Source organism: Granulicella pectinivorans (assembly GCF_900114625.1).
Taxonomy (GTDB): Bacteria; Acidobacteriota; Terriglobia; order Terriglobales; family Acidobacteriaceae; genus Edaphobacter; species Edaphobacter pectinivorans.
In genome coordinates, this window is record NZ_FOZL01000001.1 from 2,692,873 (window position 1) to 2,715,528 (window position 22,656).

The 22,656-nt window shown below is 62.3% G+C and carries 13 protein-coding genes; 7 read left to right on the top strand and 6 right to left on the bottom strand.

Annotated features, from left to right (window positions below; all coding sequences use genetic code 11):
• Nucleotides 1–2: 2 nt before the first annotated feature.
• The 5 genes from BM400_RS10695 to BM400_RS10715 all read right to left on the bottom strand — a co-directional run bounded on the left by BM400_RS10695 (nucleotide 3) and on the right by BM400_RS10715 (nucleotide 11,132).
• Nucleotides 3–1,073, bottom strand: a complete 1,071-nt coding sequence (locus BM400_RS10695) for a LacI family DNA-binding transcriptional regulator (protein WP_175528973.1) — start codon at nucleotides 1,071–1,073, stop codon at nucleotides 3–5.
• 65 nt (nucleotides 1,074–1,138) lie between these two features.
• Nucleotides 1,139–4,282 carry a glycoside hydrolase family 2 protein gene (locus BM400_RS10700; protein ID WP_089839155.1) on the bottom strand — a complete coding sequence of 1,048 codons (3,144 nt, stop codon included), beginning with the start codon at nucleotides 4,280–4,282 and terminating at the stop codon, nucleotides 1,139–1,141.
• 109 nt (nucleotides 4,283–4,391) lie between these two features.
• Complete coding sequence (locus BM400_RS10705) at nucleotides 4,392–8,108, bottom strand: TonB-dependent receptor (RefSeq protein ID WP_245781812.1); 3,717 nt, start codon at nucleotides 8,106–8,108, stop codon at nucleotides 4,392–4,394.
• A 497-nt stretch (nucleotides 8,109–8,605) separates the two neighbouring features.
• Nucleotides 8,606–9,652 (bottom strand): pectinesterase family protein, encoded by a 1,047-nt coding sequence (locus BM400_RS10710; protein WP_089839156.1) that lies wholly within the window; start codon nucleotides 9,650–9,652, stop codon nucleotides 8,606–8,608.
• 106 nt (nucleotides 9,653–9,758) lie between these two features.
• Nucleotides 9,759–11,132 (bottom strand): glycoside hydrolase family 28 protein, encoded by a 1,374-nt coding sequence (locus BM400_RS10715; RefSeq protein WP_089839157.1) that lies wholly within the window; start codon nucleotides 11,130–11,132, stop codon nucleotides 9,759–9,761.
• Nucleotides 11,133–11,761: 629 nt separating this feature from the next.
• Here BM400_RS10715 and BM400_RS10720 point away from each other — a divergent pair.
• From BM400_RS10720 to BM400_RS10750, 7 genes are all read left to right on the top strand, one after another.
• A complete protein-coding gene (locus BM400_RS10720) occupies nucleotides 11,762–12,166 on the top strand; it encodes a DUF5597 domain-containing protein (protein ID WP_089839158.1) in 405 nt (134 codons plus the stop codon).
• Nucleotides 12,156–13,391 (top strand): SGNH/GDSL hydrolase family protein, encoded by a 1,236-nt coding sequence (locus BM400_RS10725; protein ID WP_089839159.1) that lies wholly within the window; start codon nucleotides 12,156–12,158, stop codon nucleotides 13,389–13,391. The genes BM400_RS10720 and BM400_RS10725 overlap by 11 nt, the downstream gene beginning before the upstream one ends.
• A 44-nt stretch (nucleotides 13,392–13,435) precedes the next feature.
• A complete protein-coding gene (locus BM400_RS10730) occupies nucleotides 13,436–16,006 on the top strand; it encodes an alpha-glucuronidase family glycosyl hydrolase (protein WP_089839160.1) in 2,571 nt (856 codons plus the stop codon).
• Between the two features lie 164 nt (nucleotides 16,007–16,170).
• Entirely contained in the window at nucleotides 16,171–17,682 is a 1,512-nt protein-coding gene (locus BM400_RS10735; RefSeq protein WP_089839161.1) for a sodium:solute symporter family protein, read from the top strand.
• The gene (locus BM400_RS10740; protein WP_089839162.1) at nucleotides 17,679–18,431 is read left to right on the top strand and encodes a 6-phosphogluconolactonase; all 753 of its coding nucleotides are present in this window, start codon (nucleotides 17,679–17,681) and stop codon (nucleotides 18,429–18,431) included. The genes BM400_RS10735 and BM400_RS10740 overlap by 4 nt, the downstream gene beginning before the upstream one ends.
• Before the next feature lie 7 nt (nucleotides 18,432–18,438).
• Nucleotides 18,439–19,596 (top strand): N-acetylglucosamine-6-phosphate deacetylase, encoded by a 1,158-nt coding sequence (locus tag BM400_RS10745; protein WP_089839163.1) that lies wholly within the window; start codon nucleotides 18,439–18,441, stop codon nucleotides 19,594–19,596.
• Nucleotides 19,593–21,860: a family 20 glycosylhydrolase gene (locus BM400_RS10750; protein WP_089839164.1), complete on the top strand. Its 2,268-nt coding sequence runs from the start codon at nucleotides 19,593–19,595 to the stop codon at nucleotides 21,858–21,860. Before BM400_RS10745 ends, BM400_RS10750 begins: the two co-directional genes overlap by 4 nt.
• On the opposite strand, the gene BM400_RS10755 is transcribed toward BM400_RS10750, so the two are convergent.
• Complete coding sequence (locus BM400_RS10755) at nucleotides 21,857–22,609, bottom strand: GntR family transcriptional regulator (RefSeq protein WP_089839165.1); 753 nt, start codon at nucleotides 22,607–22,609, stop codon at nucleotides 21,857–21,859. The two genes, BM400_RS10750 and BM400_RS10755, sit on opposite strands and share 4 nt — an antisense overlap.
• Nucleotides 22,610–22,656: the final 47 nt, after the last annotated feature.

Here is a 22,656-nt window from a genome sequence, read left to right on the forward strand (position 1 = left end):
AGCTAGCTGCGGGGGCGGCCGGTGGATTGGCGGACGACGATGCTGGCAGGCAGGAGCGTTTCGCGTGAGAAGGACTCGCCGGCGATGTGGGAGAAGAGCATCGCGAGGACGCTGCTGGCCAGGTCGATACGCGGTGTGGCAACGGTGGTGAGCGGCGGGTGGAGGAACTCGCAGAGGTAGGTGTTGTCGAAGCCGACGACGGAGACATCCTGGGGGATGGCGAGGCCGGCGGCCTGCAGGCCGCGGAAGGCTCCGAGGGCTACGAGATCGTTGATGGCGACGACGGCGGTGAACTGGTACTGCTTGAGGGCGCGCTCGACGGCGCGCAGGCCTGCAGCGGCAGGTTCGCCGGGCTCGTCCACGATGTGGACGTCCATCTCTTTGGGATCGTATTGATGGAGCGCTTCTTCGAAGCCGATCTGGCGTTCGAGGTGCGAGAGCATGGGGGGATCGAAGGTGCCCTGCTGCGAGTTCTTGATGAGGAGGATCTTGCGGTGGCCGAGTTCGAGGAGGTGCTGCACGGCGACGAACATGCCGTGACGCTTGTCCACGCGGACGGTGCCGATGCGGGGGGCTACGTGGTTGTTGTCGAGATAGACGGTGGGTGTGCCGCTGGTCTTGAGCAGGGCGAAGGCCTCGGGATCGTTCTCGGAGGTCATCATGGCAACGCCGGCGACGCGGAGGGAGAGCATCTGGCGAACGGCTGTACATTGCTGCTCAGGATGAAAGCTGGTGGAGGTGAGGAAGGTCTCGTAGCCCTTGTCGCGGGCCTGGGTGTCGAGGGCTTTGGCGATCTCGGCGAAAAAAGGGTTGAGGAGGTCGGAGACGATGATGCCGATGAGCTTGGTGCTGCGACGGGCGAGGTTGCTGGCGAAGAGATTGGGGGTGTAGCCGAGCTGCTCGATGACGTCGAGGACGCGCTGCCGGGTCTCGGGGCGCACGTTCTCTTTCTCGTTGAGGACACCCGAGACGGTGCTGAGCGAGACCTGCGCGAGACGGGCTACGTCCTGGATCTTGATACGGCTTGTCCGCCTCGACTTTATCGGTAAAGCCTGCTTCTTTGGCGTGGGCAACGCTTGATCTCCTGAGGATTTGGGGGAGGAAGCCAGCTTACCTGAAAGGGTATGGAAAGGCGAAATCAGCCTTTCCATACCCCTTGCAGAGAGAGCCATGTGAGGGTGTTGGCGAGCCAGCGCCGCAGCAGAACGGGGTGCATGTCGACGATGCGATGCATGACGATGGGCGTAGCGCCAACCCTCGCGGTGAAGGTTCCGGCTCCGAGGTTGCGGTCGTGATCGCGGGCGTAGGCGCAGGGGATCTCGACGGATGGGCCGTCGACCATCCAGCCATTGGAGCCGCCGCCCTTGACCTGGTAGTGGATGCTCATTGCCTGGTCGACGGGCATGCCGTCGTAGAGCGGATGCTGGCGGATAAAGTACCAGGAGCCCATCCACGAGGCGCGGGAGGCTCCGACCATGCCGTGGAACGTGAAGGCTCCGAGGGCGGCAAGTTGTTTGGCGACGCCGATGGACTGGCCATCGGTGGGTGTGATGGCAAGGAGCGGTGTGCCGGCGCGGACCGCGACCATAACCTCGTCCGGAAGGGTGAACTCGGGGAGCGGCCCGGAGCCCGGCTTGTAGGCCCCTTCGGCATCCGTGGCGAGATCTTTGGAGGCGTCCGAGGAGCCGCCGGAGCCTACGATCACGTCGTACTTTGCACCGGGTTGAAAGGCTTCCAGGGTGAGGTGCTCGATCTGGCCGAGGGTGGCCTCAAGCTGTGGTGAGACGCGGGCAAGGCCCACGCGGAGCGGGCGGAAGTTCGCGGGGGTCGGATCGACGACGAGGAGGGCGGTCTCGTGCGTCACGTCCGGATGAGTGGAGAGCGCGAGCCGGACCTTCCAGGTGCCGGGGATGCTGAGTGGAGGCGTCTTCACCTCTTCCTGAAGGAGATAGGAGAGCTGATCGGCAACGAAGGCCGGGGCGGGGTAGGTGGCTACCTCTGCGATGCTGCCTTTGGGGCTCTCCACCGTGAGTTGCAGTGTGCCGGCGACGGGAGCGTTGGTGTCGTTGAGGAGCCAGGTGTCGAAGGTGGCGTGGTCGCTGGTGAAAAGGACGATCTGCTTCTGCTTGGCGACGGGACGGATGGGGCGCAGGGCGTTGAAGATGGGGGCTGGGTCGGACTTGAGGTCGCGGAAGTTGTCGACGAGGCCGGAGTGGTTCTCCATGGCGGTGGACTCCCATCCGCTGATCGCGGCCATGTCGTTCTCGTCGCAGATGCGAACGTTCTCCATGAACTGTCCCCAGGTCTCGTACGCGCGGCGTCCGATAGAGAGGAAGAGCTTTTCGGCGGTGGGGAAGGCCTTGCGGAAGCCCCATGCGTCAAGGAAAGCATCGTAGGCCGCGAGCTGCTGCTCGTGGTCGAGCTTGTCGTAGCTGTGGCCTCCGTGGAGGTTGATTTCGCGGAGGATGCTGGTGTGGTTGTCGATGGAGGCAGCGCCCTTCATCTCGCCCCATTCGGTGATCTCGGCTTTGACGGGGGTGTAGAAGTAGAAGTCGGTCTTGTTGACATAGTAGGCGTCCTGCCAGACGTCGGAGAAGTGGCCGGTATGGTCGACCCACCAGCCTCCGGCTCCGCCTTCGAGGGTGGCTTTACCCTTCGATTTGTGGATCTCGGACTGGTAGGGCTCGGTCCACGCTTGCGGGGCGCGCATGACGAAGCCGTCGTTGCCGACGATGGTGCGGCTGGGGTCTTCGGCCTGCATCCGGTGGAAGAGTTCGGCGAGGTCGGGGCTCTGCGGGTCGAGCGTGGTCTCGTTCTGGATGATGTAGTGGACGACCGATGGATGGCTGCGGAAGGCGCGGATCATGCCGGTGATCTTGGCCTGCATATAGCGTCGTGCGCTCTGGTGGCCCTGGGACGCGGGAGTAAAGCCCTGCGCACCTCCACCCGGTTCAAGGCAACGCATGAGGCCGAGCCGATCCTGCACATAGAGGACGTCTTCTTTGCCGAGGTTGCGGTGGAAGTTGAGGGTGTTGAGGTTGAACTTCTCCTTGGCGACGCGGACCTCTTTCTCGGAGAGGGCAAGCAATGGGAAGAGGCCGTTGAGCGCCCAGAACCCCCAGGAGATGGAGGTGTAAATACGGATGCGGCGTCCGTTGAGGCGGAAGATGGCCTTGGTGCCGATGCCTTCGGTGGCGATCCAGCGGAAGCCGAAGTCGACGTCGCGGACGGCGGTGGGCTTCCTGGCGGTGTCGATCCACTGGGTGCGCAGGCGATAGACGTGTGGAGTGTCGAGGTCCCAGATCTTCGCGGAGGCGGCGGTGAGGGTGGTGTGGAGCTCCTGGGGCTCGCCGGGGGCGATGGTGGCGGGGACGTCGGTGGTGGTCAGGATGGTCTTGCTGCCGGGATCCACGACGGAAAAGCGAACGATGCCGTGAGCCGGTGCGGTGCCGGTGTTTTCAAGGGAGGCGTGTGCGGTGATCTGGCGCGGGGTGGGGGTGTTCAGGGCCCAGCTATCGGCGATGCGGAGGTCGTTGTGCGCGCTGAGGACCATGCCGCGATCAATGCCGCCGAAGCCATGACTCTTCTGGAACTCGATGCCGCCCCAGGCGAGACGATTGCCGTCGACCCAGTCGAGACGGCCGCCGGGGTTGGTGATGCGGATGGCGAGCTGGTTGCGCTGTCCCGGGAGAATGGCGGCGGTGAGATCGCACTCGAAGGGAAGCTCCTCCATGATGGAATAGCCGACGAGCTTCTGATTGAGGTAGACCTCGGCGCGCTGGCGGGCTCCGCGGATGTGCAGAAGAGTGCGCTTACCGGAGAAGGTCTTCGGCAGGGTGATGTCGCGCCACCACCAGGACACACCGTAGTAGGCGCCGTTCTTGACCTCGTGGTCGGTGGTCTCGAACTTGTACTCGTCCTTGAAGGGGAAGAAGCCGTTGATGCCCCAGAAGAACTGCTCGACCGTGGCTGGGAGGGTGACGTCGAGGCCTTGCGACGGCGCAAGGGCTGACCATCCGCCGGTGGGAGGATTCACTGGAAGCGTGGCGAGTTGGACGTCCTCGGGCAGGTAGATGGTGTCGTCCTTCCAGGTGGCGGCGCGGTCGGGCCAGAGGTGCCATCCCTCGTCGGGGATGAGCATCTCTGTGTCGCTGTAGCGCACGCTACGCGTGGTGGAGGTCAGCAGAGGTGCGTCGGTGGCCTCGGCGGCGAGGGGCGCGGTGTTGAGGGCGCACGAAGCGCTGAGAAGGGCACTGCTGCTGAGGAAGGACCGACGATTCATCGTGCTTTTTCTCCGGGGAAGAGTTGTTCAGGCTGCGGTGAGCGAATAGTTCAGGGGAAGGAAAAGCCGCCGGCAGGATCGCCGGCGGCTTTTGGGGTTGTGGTTTGAGTTAGAACTCGATGCGTGCCGCGAGCTGCAAGGCGCGGTTGGTGGGCGCGTTGGTATCGGGCGACATCGTTCCGTAGCTGGAGGTGCCAAAGCTGCTGATCACGGCGTTGGCCTGGCTGTAGACGAAGTGCGTGTGGTTGGTGACGTTGAAATAGTCGGCTTCGATCACGAACCTGGTTCCTTCGTGAAGGCCACCGGTGGGAATGGCAAAGGCGCGACGCAGGCTCATATCCAGCTTGTAGTTTGGCGGCTGGAAGAGGCCCGAGTAGGCCGCGGTGCGAGCGGTGGTGCTGAAGACGTAGTTCGGGGTCTGTGCCGTCGACAGGAAAGCGTTCGGATCCAGAAACTGAACGGAACCGGACTCAGCAGCGGTGCGTGGCCGGTTGCTTGCACCGAGCACGCGACCGTTGCCAACGTAGTTGGGATTGCGGATCGGGTAGCAGACGTTCTGCGCCGGGTTGGTATTGCAGGAGTTCATCACGATGGAGAGAGGAGCTCCGGAATAGGCGTTGAAGATGCCCGACAGCTTGAAGCCGCCGAAGGCTGCGCGGGTGTAACGGTTTCCGCCACCGAGCTTTCCGGTGCCGAAGGGCAGGTTATAAGCACCCGTTACGACGAACTTATGACGCTGATCGCCAAGCGAGAGGCTCTTGTCGAGCGAACGTGCTGCGTGGAACTTTCCATCGGCCGAGGCCGCAGCAGGGATGTCGTAGCCTGAGCGGAAGCTCCCGTTGTTGTCGATGGAGCGGGCCCACTGATAGTTGGTCATGAAGGTGAGCCCGTTGGTCAGACGCTTGGTGACGTAGATCTGCAGGGCGTGGAAACGGGTGTTGCCGACGAAGCCGTAAGCGTCGCTGATGCTCGAATACTGCGGGAAGGGCCTGAGCAACTGCGAGATGCTGGGGTTGCCCACGCCGCCGAAGGTGGCGTAGGGAAGGCTGGTGATGCCGGCAGCAGCAAGGTTGGCCGGGCCCGATCCTCCGGTTGCCGGGTTGCTGAGCTGGGTGCCGAGGGTGAGGTACTTCGGATCGAGGGCGTTGGTGTAGTAGCCACGGCCGTTGAGGCTGTCAGGCTGCAGGAAATGGCCCTGCGAACCAACGTAGCTCATGGTGAGGGTTGTGCTCGGGCTCAACTCGCGCTGGATGCCCAGGTTCCAGTTGATGAACTGCGGTGCCCGCTTGCCGAGGTTGGGATCGGCGAAGGTGGGGGTCTGAGCAGCGGTCGAGGCAGCGGTGGTGTAGTAGGTGCCGATGCCGGGGTCGAGGTTTGGCGGAGCAGCGTAGGCCGGGTAGGGGGTATCGAGGCTCCAATACTGAGAACCCACCTGGCCCGCGGTCGGCTGAATGAAGCTGGTGCCAGGGGTAGTGCTGTAGCCCTGCAGGCCGGATCCCTGGCGGGATGTGGCCGAGCCGCCATTGGCATTTCCGTGGGTGGAGAGAATGCTGTAGCTGCCGCGTACGACCGTCTTCGGATCGGGGGTGAAGGCAAAGCCGATGCGCGGGCTGAGTTCCTTCCAGGAAGCGCTGCCGTTGACCGGACTGCTGCAATTGCAGGTTCCGGCACCGGAGCCGCCGAAAGCAACCGCACCCTTGGAGCCGGTGAGAGGGTTGGTGGCATTGGGGTCGAAGTAGGAGAAGCGGTTCTTCACCTCGCGGTAGGAGGGGTAATAGTCGTAGCGGAGACCGAGATCGAGCGTGAGCTTGGAGTTGACCTTCCAGTTGTCCTGCACGTAGGGCGAGATGGGACGGAAGCGTCCACCGGTCTCAGGAACCGAAGAGAGGGTGAAGCCGCCACTCTGGACGGCGCCGAGCATATAGCTCGCGTAGGCCTGACCAGTGGTGGGGGTGGCGGTTGTGGTGCCGGCGTTGAACGTGGCAGTTGCCGTGCTGTTGAACGTCAACTGCAGAGGATTTACGCCAGTGGCATTGACGAGGTAGTTGTACTGCATCCAGGCGACCTGGCCGCCGAAGGTAAAGGAGTGGCTACCCTTGACCCACTGCAGGTTGTCGACGAGGACGTAGCCGCTTGCGACGGGACGGTTGCTGGAGTATCCACCCCAGCGATTGATGTTGGTGTTGCCGGTGAAGGTGACGGTTGGGAAGGACGTCTGAGCCTGTCCGGCGGGAAGGCCGGAGATGCCGTTGGCGGCAGCGCCAAAGTTCGGACCGATGTCCTGGTTGTAACCCGGACCGTCATAGCGGCCATAACCGTACTTCAACTGGTTGGTCAGGCGGGAGGTGATGGAGTACGTGTGCTCGATGAGGAAGACCTTGGTCTTCGGCGAGAACTGCTGGGTGGAGATGTACGGGGGCGGCATGCCGTTGCTGGTCGAAGAGATGCTGACGGCCGCAGGAGCTGTGGTTGCCTGGCGTCCCCAGGCAAGGACGACTGAGAGAGCCTGCTTCTGGTTGATGGTGTAGTCGACCCGGTTGGTGGTCGTCCAGTTGCTGAGACCGGTCTTGTAGTTCACCAGGTAGTTGTTGCTGATGAGGTTGTTGATCGGCTGCGGAAGATACGACTCCATCTTCAAGGCCGCTGCGGAGAGGCGCGAGGCCGGGATGACGTTGTTCATAAATGCCGTCCGGGTGTAGGCCTTGCCGTTGGCGGAAAGAAGCGTCGAGTTGGGATCGTAGATGAGGGGGACGCCCGTTTCTCCAAAGTCGCCCGTACGCATGCGCAGGGTGGGAATGGTCATCAGCGCATAGGGGACCTGGCGGGAGAAGCGGTAGCCTTCGTATCCACCGAAGACGAAGAGCTTGTCCTTGATGATGGGAAGACCGACGAAGAGTCCGTACTCATGCTGGTGCTCCATGGGCTTCTGCGGAAGTCCGGAGACGGGATTGGTCGCCTTCTGGAAGCCCCAGGTATCAAGGCCGGTATCGCGGAAGTAGTCGTAGACGGTGCCGTGGATCTTGTTGGTCCCGCGCTTGACGACGTAGTTCTGAACGCCCTGGCCCTCGTAGATGGCGGAGTAACCGACCGTCTGAACCTGGAACTGTTCAATTGCGTCGACGGCCATCGAGCTCCAGACGAAGCGGGGATCGCCTTCGCCGGCGACCGAGGTGATGGGGACGCCGTTGATGTAAATGGCCGAGACGGCACCACGGCTGCCGCCGCCGTTGACGATGCCGGCGTTGGTGGTCTGGTTGCCGTTGGTGGTCTGCGAACTGACGCCAGGCAGAAGCGAGGCGAAATCGGTGGCACGGCGCTGTCCGCCGCCATCCTGGATGAGCGGGAGGGCTGCGTACTGCTCCTGCTCGATGGTGACGCCGAGGGTGGCGTTCGAGGTCTCAAGGCTGGGAGGAGCGTCGGTGACGGTGACTTCCTCGGTCGTCGCGCCGTTGGGGAGCGTGACGTCCACCGAGAAGGTCTGGAGCGCGTTTACGTTCACGTTGTCCTGCACGACGGTCTTGAAGCCATCGTGCGAGGCGGTGATGGTGTACTTGCCCGGGTCGAGCGAGAAGGTGTAGTCGCCGGCACCGCTGGACTTGATGGTGAGCTTCTTGTTCGTGGAGTTGTCGGTAATGGTGACGACCGAATCGGGGAGGGCGGCGCCGGTGGAGTCAAGGACACGACCGTTGATGGTGCCCTTTCCGGACAACTGCGCGCCAGCGGTCGCGCTGACTGCGGCAAGCGCAAGAAGCATGGAGCACTGTGCCGCGCGCCGGGTTAAGCCGGCGGTGAGCAGGATGCTGAAGATGGATTTGCGAAACGTCATAAGGACTCCTAAGAAGTTGACAGGTAAGACCACTGCTCTTGGGCAAAAGCGTCGGGGAGAGGTGCGCCCGTGCGGATCGGCCTCATGAGTTGAGAGTGGCCGAATAGTAGCGGCTGAAAAACAGCATCGTCAATAGGTAATTTTCAACGTTTCTTTTTCCCTGTAAAACGTAAGAAACGGTTCGCTGACGTGTGTGAATATCTGGGATTTTTTTGAGTAAAGGCGGGTTTTCTTATCTATCGAAGCGTTTCGATAAAAGATGGAAAATTCCGGCGGTAGATTCGCTTTTTATTTTCCTTTTCCGGCGTTCATTCCGAAGGCTGGAGAGGTCTCTGAGACACATGTGCAGATGCTGATTTGGGCCAATTCGGTGGGGCGGAAAGGAGCGCCACGCACTCCTTTCTGCTGCTCTCGTTTGAAATTGGCGGGGTTTTCTGGCGTGCGGCGGTGTGTCACTGGATGGACCAGTTGGCGGATTTTTCCACAGGTGTGTGCGTTTATCGCGTCGAGACGAGACGGCGCAGGGCGTCGGCTTCGGCGACCGGGTTCCATCCGTCGTGGCCGGCGAGGAGGGTTGCGGGCGTCAGGCGCTTCTCGTCCGCGGGGGAGAGGGCAGGGTAGGCGACGATGCGATGGCCTCCGTTGACGCCTGGACCGTGCGACTTGTATTCGCGGTAGTCGGCGGTCTTGAGGCGGCCGCCCCACTCGGACCAGCCGTCGGGGCTGATGGTGGGCTCGATCTCAGTGTCGTAGAAGAGGACGGTGGAGAAGTCGCGCCAGGGGCGGCCGAAGATGATTTTGGCGTCCTTGAGCTGTCCGGTGATGCGGGTGTGGAGGAAGAAGTAGCCGGAATCCTCCTCGGGGAAGTGCCTGCTTTGGGCCGTGAACATGACGTTGTTGTTCTGGATGGGGTGGAGTTCGGTGTGGTCGAAGACAGCCTTGGCGTCGCCGAAGATGTAGTCGACGTGGCCCTCGATGTAGCAGTCGCGGAAGTATTCGCGGGAGGCGTCACAGGGCGGCTGGCCGGCCGGGGGTGCGGTGCCGTCTTTGGGGAGGGCGTCGTGGCAGGTGCGGCTGTTGGCGTAGAGGGTGTCCTGTGCGGCGAGAAGGCGGACCCGGTCGAGGATGGCGCGGTCGGAACTCATGAGGAGGGCTACGGCCTGCGAACCCTCTTCGGAGCGGGTGTTCTCCTTCTCCCAGGTGTTTTCGATGGTGAGGTTCTCGGCCTGGAAGCCGTCGGCGTCGACGGTGACGGAGCCGGATTTGCCGGTGCCACCCGCCGAGCGGGCGGAGTCGTTCCAACTGAGGACTACGTCTTGCGGGGTCTTGCCGGTACCGACGAGATGGATGTTGGGTGTGGAGATGTGGAGCTTTTCCCGATAGGTGCCTGGGGCGATGCGGAGAATTGCGCCCTCGGCGGGGGCGTGCGCGATGGCCTGCTGCATCGTTTGGAAGTCGGCCCTGGGCCCCACAGTGATCCGTTTGAGGGGCTGTTGGGCGAGGGTGGCGGTGGAGAGGACGGTGATGAGGAGAGCGGTTCGCATAGGAATCCTTTGGATCGTGTTGACGAATCCTCTGCCGATTGTGGCTCGTTGTGAGACCCAAGGCTGAAGGCTTGGGGTACCTAGAAGCAACGGCAAAAACAACTGCCTAGTCCTGATACGGGACGAAGAGTTTGGGGCTGCAGGTGAAGGTGGTGTGGAGCTTGGCGTTCGCGGGAGCGGTGACTCCGGGGCCCTGGAAGGTGAAGTTTGCGCCTTTGGGGCCGACCGTGACGATGCTGTTGCGGGCGTGGACCTGAGCGGGGGTGATGCCGCGAATTTCGACACCGTCGAGGGAGATCTCGGTGGGGTGATCGGCGTCGAGGCCGGCGATCTGGACGATGCCGGGCGTGAGGCTCAGGATATTTTCGAGGTGAATGCCCTTGTAGTCGGGGGTGAAGGTGCCCTTCATGCCGAGGTCGTCGATGCCGTCGGTGGTCTGGCCGTTGTAGAAGGGGCTGATGGAGAGGGGGACGGCCACGTCGCGCATGCAGAGGTTGCGGTAGGTGATGTTGAGGACGATACCGCCGCGCTGCACGTTGCTCTTGATGCGGATGCCGCTGGTGGTGTGGTCGAGGGTGAGGGTGTCGACGAGGATGTCGCCTTCGTCGCGGGCCTCGGAGCCCATGGACATGCCGTGTCCGCTGTAGAAGTGGTTGTCGAGGACACTCATGTGATGGACGGATGCCTTGATGGCGATGTTGTCGTCGCCGTTGTCGATCCAGCTCCTGGTGATGGTGATGTTCTGGGAGGAGCCGGGATCGATGCCGTCGGTGTTGCGGGCATCGGTGCCGCGGACGGTGGGGGTGAGGAGATGGACGCCCCAGACGGTGAAGCCGTCGGTGGTGTTGACGGCGACGTGGAAGTTGGGCGAGTTGTGGAGGCGGATGCGATAGAGGGTGAGGCCGTCGGCGTGGGAGGCAACGAGGAGGCGCGGGGCGGAGTATTTGGTGTTGGTGGGCTCGGCGGCACGGGACTGCTGCCACCAGCTATAGGATTTGCCGATGAGTTGGCTGCCGCCTCGTCCGTCGATGGTGCCGTCGCCCATGATGGCTGCGTTTTTGACGTCTTTGGCGCTGATGAGGGGGCGGCAGGGACGACTTTCGGGGCCGGAGGTTCCGCAGCCGCCGGGGGTGGTGTCGAAGAGTTTGGGGTCGCGCGAGGCGTAAAGGGTGACACCCTTTTCGACGAGGAGGGTGACGCCGGCGCGGAGTTCGAGGGGGCCGCTGAGGAAGGCGTTGTTCGGGCCGTCGGGGCGGAGGGCCACGGCTTTGCCCGGTTCGCAGGCGTCCATCGCCTTTTGAATGCGCTCGCTGTCGAGTTTGGCTTCATCGGCGTCCGCCAGGGCGTTGGATTGGGCTTGGAGCTGCGCCTTGAGGACGGTGCAGACGGTTGGGATGACAGGTTCGGTGACGTGACGGGTGTCCTGCGCGTAGAGGGTGGAGAAGGCGAAGGCGAGGATGGGCAGGATTCGAGGGGTCACGGTGCTCCGATGGGGACTTCGAGATAGGGACGAGGCTCGACCTGACTATAAGGAGGGCTGCTCTCGATCGTCAACCGAATATAAAAACGTTTCGTTGAGTGAGATGGTTTGGATGGGCGCTGTTTAGGTTTTCTGGCTCTGGGATTCGGGGTGGGGCGTTGTCGGTTGGATTAAGCGAAACGTTTCTCTATGCAGGTGAGGAGGCTGGGTGGGGCGATTCGTGACCGGAGGCCGGGTGTGGATGGGTTGCGCTGTGGGATGCGCAGAGTGAGGCTTGTCTGGCTTTGGTGAGAGGTTGGACCTCTGCTCTTGAGAAGTGGCCGGGTGTGCCCATTTTGGGTGCAATTTCCGTTGCGTCCGTATCGTGGTGTTCTAAAGGGGTTAGGGGTGGGCGATGCGAAAAAGCCAATGATTCACCAGGAACTTTTGGGAGCGTAGAACGTGGGTTTTTGTCTGGAAAACGTGGACATTGGGATGGTGAATCGATGGAGTGTTTTGCTTTTATGGTTTTTGGGACTGGGTTTCGAGGGCGAGGATTGGGGATCGTAGAGATGAAAGACGGATAGAGACAGGCAACTGCAACAGCAGATCCCCTTCGGGCGATCAACGGAACACTTTCGCTGCCGACGATGGCGATGCGTAGCGGGGATTTTTCGTCGACGGGCACGACGATCTACGACCCCGCGACTTCCATCCGTATTCTTTGCAGGTGTATGTTGCGGCGGCACCGGCGATGGACTTCTATGCGCCTGCTGACGGAAGACGGTGCGATGATTGTGGTCCAGTCTTCGGCTACGGAGTTCTTCATCGCGGGGCGCGGGCTGACGGTGACGTTCACGCGGGATCCGGATGTGGACGACCGCATCGCGGGCCTTGGCAGCATCGAGGAGGTTGGGCTGGTGGATGGCAAATGGATGGTGCAGCGCAGGCTCAACGGGGACCAGAGCAACCAGGGGCGGCAGCTTAGCATGGCCGCTCACCAGACCAGGATTTATCGCGTTGTCTTGTATACGGGGGGACGTCATGGGCGGTAAGACACTCTATGCTTGCGCCGTTGTGGTTCTCGTGCTGGTTGCGATGGGGGCACCTGCGGACGCGGCTGCGCCGGAGCAGTGGGTGACGACGTGGGGATCGTCGCAGTTGAAGCCGGTGGGGGCCGATCTTTTTCCCAGTCATGCGATGGACCATGCGACGCTCAGGCAGGTTGTGCATGTTTCGCTGGGTGGAGAGAGGTTCCGGCTTCGTCTCTCGAATGTCTTTGGGGAGAGGCCTCTGGTGTTGCAGTCGGTGTCGGTTGCGCGGGCGGGTGTTGGGCCTGGGACGATTGTGTCGGGGTCGAACGAGGTTGTGCGGTGCCATGGGGCGACGACGATCTCGATTCCGGCGGGGGCGGAGTATGTGTCCGATGCGATTGCGATGCCGCTGAAGCCGCTGTCGGATGTGGTGGTGACGATGCTGATCGAATATGCTCCAGAATCGGTTACATTTCATGCGGGAGCGCGGGCTACGTCTTTTCTTGCGGCGGGCGAGCATGCCGGGGATGTGCGACTGCCGAGTCCGCGCACGTTTGTGCACTGGTATTTCCTGGCGGGCGTGGAGGTGGCGACTCATGGATCGCGTGGCGCGGTGGTGGTGCTGGGGGACTCCATCACGGATGGGCATGGAGCGACGGATGACGCGAACGATCGATGGCCGGATGTGTTGGCGCACAGGCTGGCTCCGCTTGGGTTTGGGGTGGTGAACGAGGGGATTGGGGGGAATCGGATTCTCGCGGATGGACTTGGGCCGAGCGCGCTTTCGCGCTTCGACCGCGATGTGCTGAGTGTGGCTGGCGTTCGTTCGCTGATTCTGCTTGAGGGGATCAACGATCTTGGCACGCTGTCGCGTGAAGATCCGCAGCCGGTTTCGCGTCATGTGAGCCTTGTGGAGGAGCTGGAGGGCGCATTTTTACAGATGATTACGCGGGCCCATGCGCATGGCATTCGTGTTTACGGGGGCACTTTGACGCCTTACCTGGGATCGGACTATTATCACCCCGATGCGCGGGCCGAGGCGGATCGCGTGGCTCTGAATCAATGGATACGCACCTCGCAGGCTTTTGATGGCGTCATCGACTTCGATGCTGCTGTGTCCGATCCGGCGCGTGCGGGGCATCTTGCGCCTGCGTTCGATAGTGGGGACCATCTTCATCCGGGACCGGCGGGTTATGCGCGTATGGGTGAGGCGGTTCCGCTGCCGCTGTTTTCCAAACAGAGATAGTGGGCTGCCAGGACGAGTTTTGGATGATGACAAGGAGCCGCTGGATGTTCGCACGCGTCGGTCAAGGATGTCTGGCACTGCTTTTGATGGGGTCGAGTCTGTGCGTTGCAGAGGATGGATCCGCGGCGTGGCTGCGCTATGCTCCCGTCTCCGGGGCGCAGTATCAGCGGCTGCCATCCAAGATTGTGGTGACGGGGGACTCGCTGGTGGAGAAGACGGCGGGCGAGGAGCTGCGGCGTGGGTTGTCGTCGATGCTTGGGCGGCCATTTACGGTGTCTGCTGGCGCTGTGGGGCGGGCGAGCGGCGGTGCCATTGTGATTTCGCGCTCGGCCTCGAGCGACGGCGTGGACCGCTACCGCATCACCTCCTCTTCGGGTGGCGTGTCGATTGAAGGCGATACGGTGCAGGCGGAGATGTATGGCGTGTTTCATCTGCTGGAAGAGGTGGGGATCGAGCGTGCGATTCCGTCGCGCGAGGTGCAGAGTGCGTCCTCTCCGATTCGCTGGAGCGATGAGTGGGACAACATGAACGGCACGATCGAGCGCGGGTATGCGGGGCCGTCGATCTTCTTTGAGAGCGGGCATGTGCGTGCGGATCTGACGAAAGCTGCTGCGTATGCGCGCATTCTTGCTTCGGTTGGGATCAACGGTTGCAATGTCAACAACGTCAACGCGGATCTCGATCTGCTGACTACGGAGCATATTCGTGAGTTCGCTCGTTTGGCGGATGCGTTTCGTCCGTGGGGGGTGAAGCTTGCGTTGAGTGTCGACCTGACGGCTCCGCAGACGGTGGGTGGACTTGCTACGTTCGACCCGCTCGATCCTCTGGTGATCGCGTGGTGGAAGGCCAAGGTCGATGAGCTCTATGCCGCGATTCCCGATCTTGGGGGCTTTACGGTCAAGGCGGATTCAGAGGGGCGGAAGGGGCCTTCGCAGTATGGGCGTGCACCTGCCGATGCGGCGAATATGCTGGCTCGCGCGCTGGCGCCACACCACGGTGTGGTGTTGTACCGGGGGTTTGTTTATAACAACCATCTGGACTGGCGCGATCCCAAAGCGGATCGGGCTCGGGCTGGTGTCGATAACTTCTCGAAGTTCGATGGACAGTTCGACGGCAACGTCATCATCCAGATCAAGGAAGGGCCGATCGACTTTCAGGCGCGGGAGCCGGTGAGCCCTTTGTTCGCGGCGCTGCACCATACGAACGTAGCCATTGAGTTGCAGACGGCACAGGAGTATACGGGGCAGCAGAGGCACATGGTGTGGCTGCCGAGCATGTGGAAGTGGGTACTGGACACGGATATGCGTGCGGATGATCGGCACACTCCGGTGAAGGAGATCGTGACGGGGCGCAGCTTTCCGCTGGCGGATGGGAGGCCTCGTCCGGGAGGCTTCATCTCAGTGACGAACGTGGGGATGGAGGAGAACTGGCTGCACCATCCGATGGCCATGGCGAACCTGTATGGGTTCGGCAAGCTGGCGTGGAATCCCGATGAGCCGCTGGCGGAGATCATCGATGGCTGGACGCGGCTAACGTGGGGTAACGATCCTAAGGTGGATGGCGTGATCGACGCGCTGCAGTTGGGAAGCTGGCAGGTGTATGAGGGATACACCGGGCCCAATGGCATGGGGACGCTGACGAATATTCTTGGCTATCACTTTGGGCCTGGGATCGAGTCTGCGGAGCGCAATGGATGGGGGCAGTGGTTTCGTGGGGAGAAGGACGGAATCGGCATGGATCGCACGGCAGCGGGCTCGGGCTATCTTCAGCAGTATCCGAAGGCGCTTGCGGAACACTATGAGTCGCTGGCGACATGCCCGGATGAGCTGCTGCTTTTCTTCCATCATGTTCCCTATGATTACAGGCTGCATAGCGGCAAGACGCTGATTCAATCGATCTATGACACGCACTATGCGGCTGCGCGGGAAGCTGGAATGTATGGAGCGCGTTGGGACACGCTGAAGGGCCGCGTGGACGATGAGCGGTTTGCACAGGTGAGCAGGCTGTTTGCGTTTCAGGCGGGGCATGCGATTGTGTGGCGGGACGCGATCGACGACTGGTTTCATCGGATCTCGGGCATCGCCGACGCGGCTGGCCGCGTGGGGCATCATCCGGGGCGGATTGAAGCTGAGGCGATGACGGCGACCGGGTATGTGAGCCAGGACGTGACGCCGTGGGAGACGGCGTCTGGTGGCAAGGCGATGGTGTGCCATGTGGCGGAGGGATGCACGCTACGCAGCACGCTGACGCAGAGGCAGGGACGCTACGATATCGCGGTGCAGTATTTCGATACCTGGAAGGGGGTGTCGCGATTCGAGCTTTCGATCCATGATGTGGTGGTTGCGTCGTGGAAGGCCGACGATCAGTTGCCGCCGGCGCAGTTCGATCCCAACCTGGATGGACAGACGTCCACGCGGTTCACGGTCCATGGGGTGGCTGTCAGGCCGGGCGATGTGATGACGTTGCGTGGTGTGCCGGATATGCGCGAGGAGTTGCACGCCGGAGGATTGCAGGCGGCAGATCCTGGGGCTTTGGATACGCGGAGCAGGCAGAGCCGGGACTATCGCGAGTATGCCGGCGTGGACTACGTGGAGTTCAGCGCTGCGACTGATTGACGAGGGAGGGTTGAGCTTCCAACCGAGGCGTTGAAAGGGGGACTACTCTCTTTTCACGCCTTTTTTTGCGGTATGTCTGTTGCGCGAATTGATTTGTACTGCTATATCAGTATGTGGACGATCCCTGAACGATCACGCAACAGACCTCGTTGACAAGGAAGAACGTGCATCTCCTCGACTGGCTGGCCATCTCGGCGTACTTCCTGCTGATGCTCGTTGTCGGGTTTGTGATCCGGCGGCGGGTGCATAACGCGCGGGATTTTTTTACAGCTGGCGGCAAGATGCCGTGGTGGCTGGCGGGTATCTCGCACCATATGTCCGGATACAGCTCGGCGGTCTTTGTGGGGTACGCGGCGCTTGCGTACACGGAGGGCTTCAGTCTCTATATCTGGTGGGCGTGCACGATCGTGGTGTCGCTGCTGCTGGGGTCGTTTGTGTTTGCTCCGCGCTGGGTGCGGCTGCGAGTGCGGACGGGGATGATCTCGCCGCTTGAGTACCTGGCCGCGCGTTACAACGTGCCGACGCAGATGTGTCTTGCGTGCAGCGGTTCGCTGCTGAAGATCTTCGACGTGGGTGCGAAGTGGACGGCGTCGGCGCTGCTGCTGCAGATGTTCGCGCATGTGGATCTGCGGTGGGGCGTGCTGCTAACCGGCGGTGTGACGCTGGTGTACTCCGTGATGGGTGGTCTGTGGGCGGATGCGGCGACGGACCTGAGCCAGTTCGTGATTCAACTGGTCTCTGGGATTGCGATGTTTGTGGTGGTGCTTGCGCATCTGGGTGGTGCCGGTGCGCTGGGAAGCATGTGGGCGTGGCTGCCGGCGAGCCATCATCAACTGTTTCACGGGCCGTATACCCCTGCGTTCGCGGGTGCGTATTTGTTGATCAATCTGCTCTCGTACAACGGCGGCACGTGGAGCCTGGCGCAGCGTTTTCTTGCTTCTCCGGATGAGACCTCGGCACGGCGTTCCGCGCAGCTTTCGGCGGCGCTCTACCTGGTGTGGCCGCTGGTGCTGTTTTATCCGATGTGGGCGGCGCCGATTCTTCTGCCGCATCTTGCGGACCCCTCGAACAGCTATGCGCTGCTGGCGCAGAGCTATCTTCCCGCAGGGATGGTGGGGCTTGTGCTGGCTGGTTTGTTCGCGCACTCCATGGCGATGACCTCGTCGGATGCGAACGCGATTGCTGCCGTGGTGATTCGTGACATTGCGCCTGTCCTGCTGCCGGCGCGGTGGACGGAGGGCGAGCGTCGCCAACTGCTTGCCGCGCGGCTGTGTACGTTCAGCTTTCTTGCGGGCAGCATGGTGATTGCGTTGTTTGCGAACCATATGGGCGGTGTGCTGGGTCTTATCCTGCTTTGGTATGGCGCGCTGGTCGGACCGATCGCGGTGCCGATGCTGCTGGGGATGCTTCCGCTGTTTCGCCGCTCGGGTGCAGCGGCCGCGATGGCTTCGTGGATCGCTGGAATTGTGACGTTTGCAGTTACAAAACGTTTTTCGGGTGGCGTGAGTCTCGCGTTCACTGTCGGCGGGCCCGTGTGCCTGTCGTTTTTCACCTATGTCGTTGTTGGGCTTTTACGGCCTGCACGGAGCCCGCGTGCGCGTGAGCTGTTCACCGCGATGGCGGCGAGCGAAGGCTCCTATCCCTTATCCTCCGAGGAGATTTCCACTACACCATGACTACCGCCTTTCCGTCCCAGATGCTGCATATTCTTCCCACACGCGCAGAGCTCGGCGCACTCGCCGGCGCACAGGTCGCGGAGGAGCTGCGCAGGCTTCTCGGTACGCAGCCATCCGTTCGCATGATCTTCGCAGCCGCGCCGAGCCAGGGTGAGATGCTGGATGCGCTGGCCGCTGCCGACGGTGTCGATTGGACTCGCGTTGAGGCGTTCCATATGGATGAGTACATCGGCCTGCGTGAAGATGCACCGCAGCGCTTCGGCAACTGGCTGCGCCGTTCGTTCTTCGAACGTGTGCCGATCGGCTCGTTGGTGTTGATGGAACCGGGCAGCGATCCGCAGCAGGATGCGGTGGCGTATGCGGCGCTACTGGCGGAGAAGCCGGTGGATATTGTTTGCCTGGGCATTGGGGCGAATGGCCACCTTGCGTTCAACGATCCTCCGGCGGAATTCTCAGAGTCTCTGGATGCGAAGGTTGTGGAGTTGCACCGTGCAAGCCGTCAGCAGCAGGTGGACGATGGGCTGTTTGCAACGATCGACGATGTGCCCACGCATGCGATCACGTTGACCATTCCTCGTTTGCTGCGGGCCGCGAGCCTCTTCTGCTGCGTGCCGGGGGCGTTGAAGCGAGACGCGGTGCAGCGGGCGCTGACGGGGGATGTGGCGGTGGATTCGCCTGCGTCCATCCTTCGCAAGCATCCTTCGTGCCGGCTTTATCTTGACGCGGACTCCGCCGCAGGATTGGAATAGAGCGGTCATGGAGACGATCTGCGGGCGCGATCCTGCCTCGGGTGCGATGTTGGAGATTCTGGTCGCGGAGGGTGTCGTGACGGGCATTCGCCATGGGGTGTGCGACGCGGATGTCTGGATTGCACCGGGTCTCGTGGATCTGCAGGTGAATGGGTACAGTGGCATCGACCTGAACAGCGAAGCCTGTACGGTGCATGACGTTTGCCTGTTGGTGCGGCGGCTTGCTTGTTTGGGAACGACCACGTTTCTGCCGACGATCATTACCGCTCCGGTTGCGAAGATGGCTGCGTGCTTGAAGACGATTGCCGAGGCGCGGGCGGCCGACGCGATGGTGCGTCATGCGATTCCGTGTGTGCATCTGGAAGGGCCGCACATCTCGCCGCTCGATGGTTATCGCGGGGCGCATGCGGTGGAGCATGTTCGTCCGCCATCGATAGAGGAGTTCGCGTTGCTGCAGGCGGGTTGCGGCAACCTGATCGGGATGGTCACGCTGTCGCCGCACTGGGTGGGCTCGGCGGAGTTCGTGCGGGCGTTGGTGGGGCAGGGAATCGTGGTCTCGCTGGGGCACACGCATGCGACGGGTGAGCAGATTCGTGCGGCTGCGGAGGCGGGAGCGCGGCTCTCGACGCATCTGGGAAATGGCATTGCGGCGGAGCTGCCGAGGCATCCGAACCCGCTCTGGGAGCAGCTTGCGGAAGATCGGCTGTCGGCATGCTTCATTGCCGATGGAGCGCATCTCTCGGCTGCGACGATGCGCGCCATGATGCGTGCGAAGGGGTTTGAGCGATGCGTGCTTGTCTCCGATGCGGTGGCGCTGGCGGGAAGTCCGGAGGGGGCTTACCGGGCTGATGTTGGAGGCGAGGTGGTCATCGGTCCGGATGGAGCGATTCGTCTGCGTGGCTCCAACCTGCTGGCCGGTTCGGGGATTGTGCTGAAGGACGGCGTGGCGCGTGTTGCCGCAGAGCTCTCTTTGGGGACTGCACTGACGATGGCGACGTCGAACCCCGGGGCGTTCGTGAGGGCGCGGGGCGTGCTGCGCGTGGGTGCGGATGCCGATCTGATTACGTTTCGCTGGAGGTCCGGCGACACCACGTTGCAGGTGCAGGACGTGATGGTGCGTGGACGTGTGATGCAGCAAGAATCCGAGGAGAACCTATCAAGATGATCGATCGCATCGTGCGTCTCTCGCTTGCCCTGTTGTCGTTTCAGCCTTTGCTTGGGCAGACGACGCTGCCGATTATTCCGGCACCTGCCAAGGTGAGCCTGCATGCGGGATCGTTGAATGTATCGCGTGGCTTGTCGGTGAGCGCGGCGCTGACGGATGACGGCTCGCGTGAGGCGGTGGCGTACCTTGAGCAACTGCTGGCGAAGACGCATGGGCCTGCGCTGCGGCATGTGGCGGAGGGCAAGGAGACGCTTGTGTTCGCCACGCGTCCGGCACACGGCAGCTTGCCGGATGAGAGCTACGCGCTCGATATCGATGCGCATCGCATCCGGATCGAAGCGGCGAGTCAGGCGGGTTTCTTTTATGGCACGGTGAGCCTGTGGCAGATGCTCGATAGCGACCATGGCGTGCTTCCGGCGGTGAAGATCGAGGATGGCCCGCGGTTTCGGTGGCGTGGTTTGATGCTCGATTCGGCGCGGCATCTGCAGAGCGAGGATGCCATTCTGCGGGTGATCGATGAGATGGCGCGGCACAAGCTGAATGTCTTCCACTGGCATCTGACGGACGACCAGGGGTGGCGGGTGGAGATCAAGCGGTATCCGCGACTGACCACGGTGGGTGGCTTCCGCGAGCAGACGATGCCTTCGCTGGAGCCGGGTTCGAAGACACCCACGGGAAGGTACGGCGGATTCTTTACGCAGGAACAGATCAGGCACATTGTGGCTTATGCGCGGGATCGCAGCATTACGATTGTGCCGGAGATCGAGATGCCGGGGCACGCTTCGGCGGCGCTGGCGGCGTATCCGGAGTTTGGGAGTGGCGCGCCGTTGCAGGATACGCCGGTGGGTTGGGGGATCTATCCGAACCTCTTCCATGTGAACGATGCGACGTTTGCGTTTCTCGAGAATGTGCTGACGGAGGTGATGGAGCTGTTTCCCAGCCAGTACATCCATGTGGGTGGCGATGAGGCTGTGAAGGAGCAGTGGAAGTCGAATCCGGCGGTGCAGGCGAAGATGAGGGAGCTTGGGCTGAAGGATGAGAACGAGATGCAGAGCTGGTTCACGAAGCGCATCGAGACGTTTCTGAACGCGCATGGGCGCAAGCTTGCGGGGTGGGATGAGATTCTGGAGGGCGGACTTTCTCCCGATGCCACGGTGATGAGCTGGAGGGGGACGCAGGGCGCTGTCTCGGCTGCGCATCTGGGGCACGATGCGATCCTGACGCCGAACCGCCCGCTCTACTTCAACTACAGGCAGAGCGATGCGACGGACGAAACGCCGGGGCGGGACCCGGTGAATTCGCTTGCGGATGTCTACAACTTCGAGCCTGCGCCGGGTACGCTGACCGCCGAGGAGCAGGGGCACATCCTGGGGCTTCAGGGATCGATCTGGAGCGAGTACATTTTGACCGAGGATCGTATCCAACACATGCTGTTTCCGCGGGCGGCGGCTGTGGCCGAGGTTGGATGGTCGCCTGCGGGGCGGAAGAACTTTGCGGACTTTCTGCATCGGCTGCCCGCCGACATGGCACGCAGCCAGGCCTTTGGTGTCGTGCCCGCACAGAGCGTCTTCGAGGTGCGCGACAAGGCGCGGCCCGTGGGGGAGAAGGCGTCGCTCGACCTCACCACGCAGGGCGGCATCGGCGTCATTCGCTATACGCTGGATGGGAAGCCGGTTTCGACGGCCTCGCCCGCGTGGAGTGGGGCGCAGCAGCTGGCGCTTCCGATTACGCTGCGTGCACAGGCGTTCGATGGCGCGACGCCGCTGGGCACGGCGATCGAACGACACATTACGCTGGCCAGCACGCTGCGACGGGATAGCCGCGAACTCGATGCTTGCAATGGCTCGGCCGGGATCCAGATGGAGCAGGATCCGCCGCGCAATGCGGAACGGCCGGTCTTTCGCGTTGTGTACTCGCACCCCTGCTGGCTCTATCGCGACGCGGAGCTGGACCGTTTTGCGGGCTTATCGGTTGGCGTGGGAAGCATTCCCTACATCTTCCGTTCGCAACAGAGGCCGATGGTGATGCCTACCGTTGCACATCCCGAGAATGGCCTGCTGGAGGTGCGGCTGGATAGCTGCAAGGGAGATCTTCTTACCCGGATTCGGCTTGCGCCCGCTTACGGCAAGGATGGCGTGACGACGCTTACGGCAGAGCCGCTCGCGGCCGTTCATGGGACGCACACTCTTTGTTTCGCCGTGCAGAGTGAGGACCCCAATCGGGTGTGGTTGCTGAACTTCATTCAGCCTGTGCCGAAGCCTTAGGTCTTCGCACGCCGGGCGTCTGGCTTTGCAGGTGCCGGGCGTGCGAGCCTTCCGATCGGCGGGAGATTCGGGCTGAAGCGGCGTGTGATGGCTACCTGGATATCGCTCATCCCGGTGCGGATGTGACGTCCCATGGCGAGGCTTGCCGCATCCGGATCGTGCCCGACCAACACCTCGGTCAACTCGACGTGCCAACCCTGCGGCATGGACGACTCCGCATTGATGTCGAAGAGCCAGTTGAAGACGAGAAGCTGGTTGCGCTCGAGCATCTCGCAGAGAAGCTCGCTGCCGGCCCAGTGTGCGATTTGCATGTGGAACTGCAGATGGAAAGACTGGAAGGCGTACTGGGCCTGTGCGTCGGGGGAGACGCGTGCGGCCTCTTCGTCGAGGCGCTTCGCCATGTCCATGAGGCTATTACGTTCGATCTCGCTGGCGCGCTGACAGAAGAGCCGGGCGGACTGGGTTTCGAGCGCTTCGCGGATGATGTAGCGCTCGCGGATGTCGCCCGGTGTGGGGATGCGGACGCGTGTGCCGACGCGCGGACGGCTCTCGACGAGGCCTTCGCTTTCGAGGCGTTGCACGGCTTCGTTGACCGGTAGAAAGCTCATGCCCAGCTCCTGCGCGAGTTGGCGCCGTGAGAGGACGCCTCCCATGGGGATCTCGCCGCGGAGGATCTTGTCGCGGATGCGCAGGTAAGCCTCCTGCGAGAGGCTGGTCTCGAACGCGAGATGGGCTGGGCTGATCTTCATGGTCTTGCAGGTACGGCCACTGTGATCTTATACGTTTGCGCGACCTC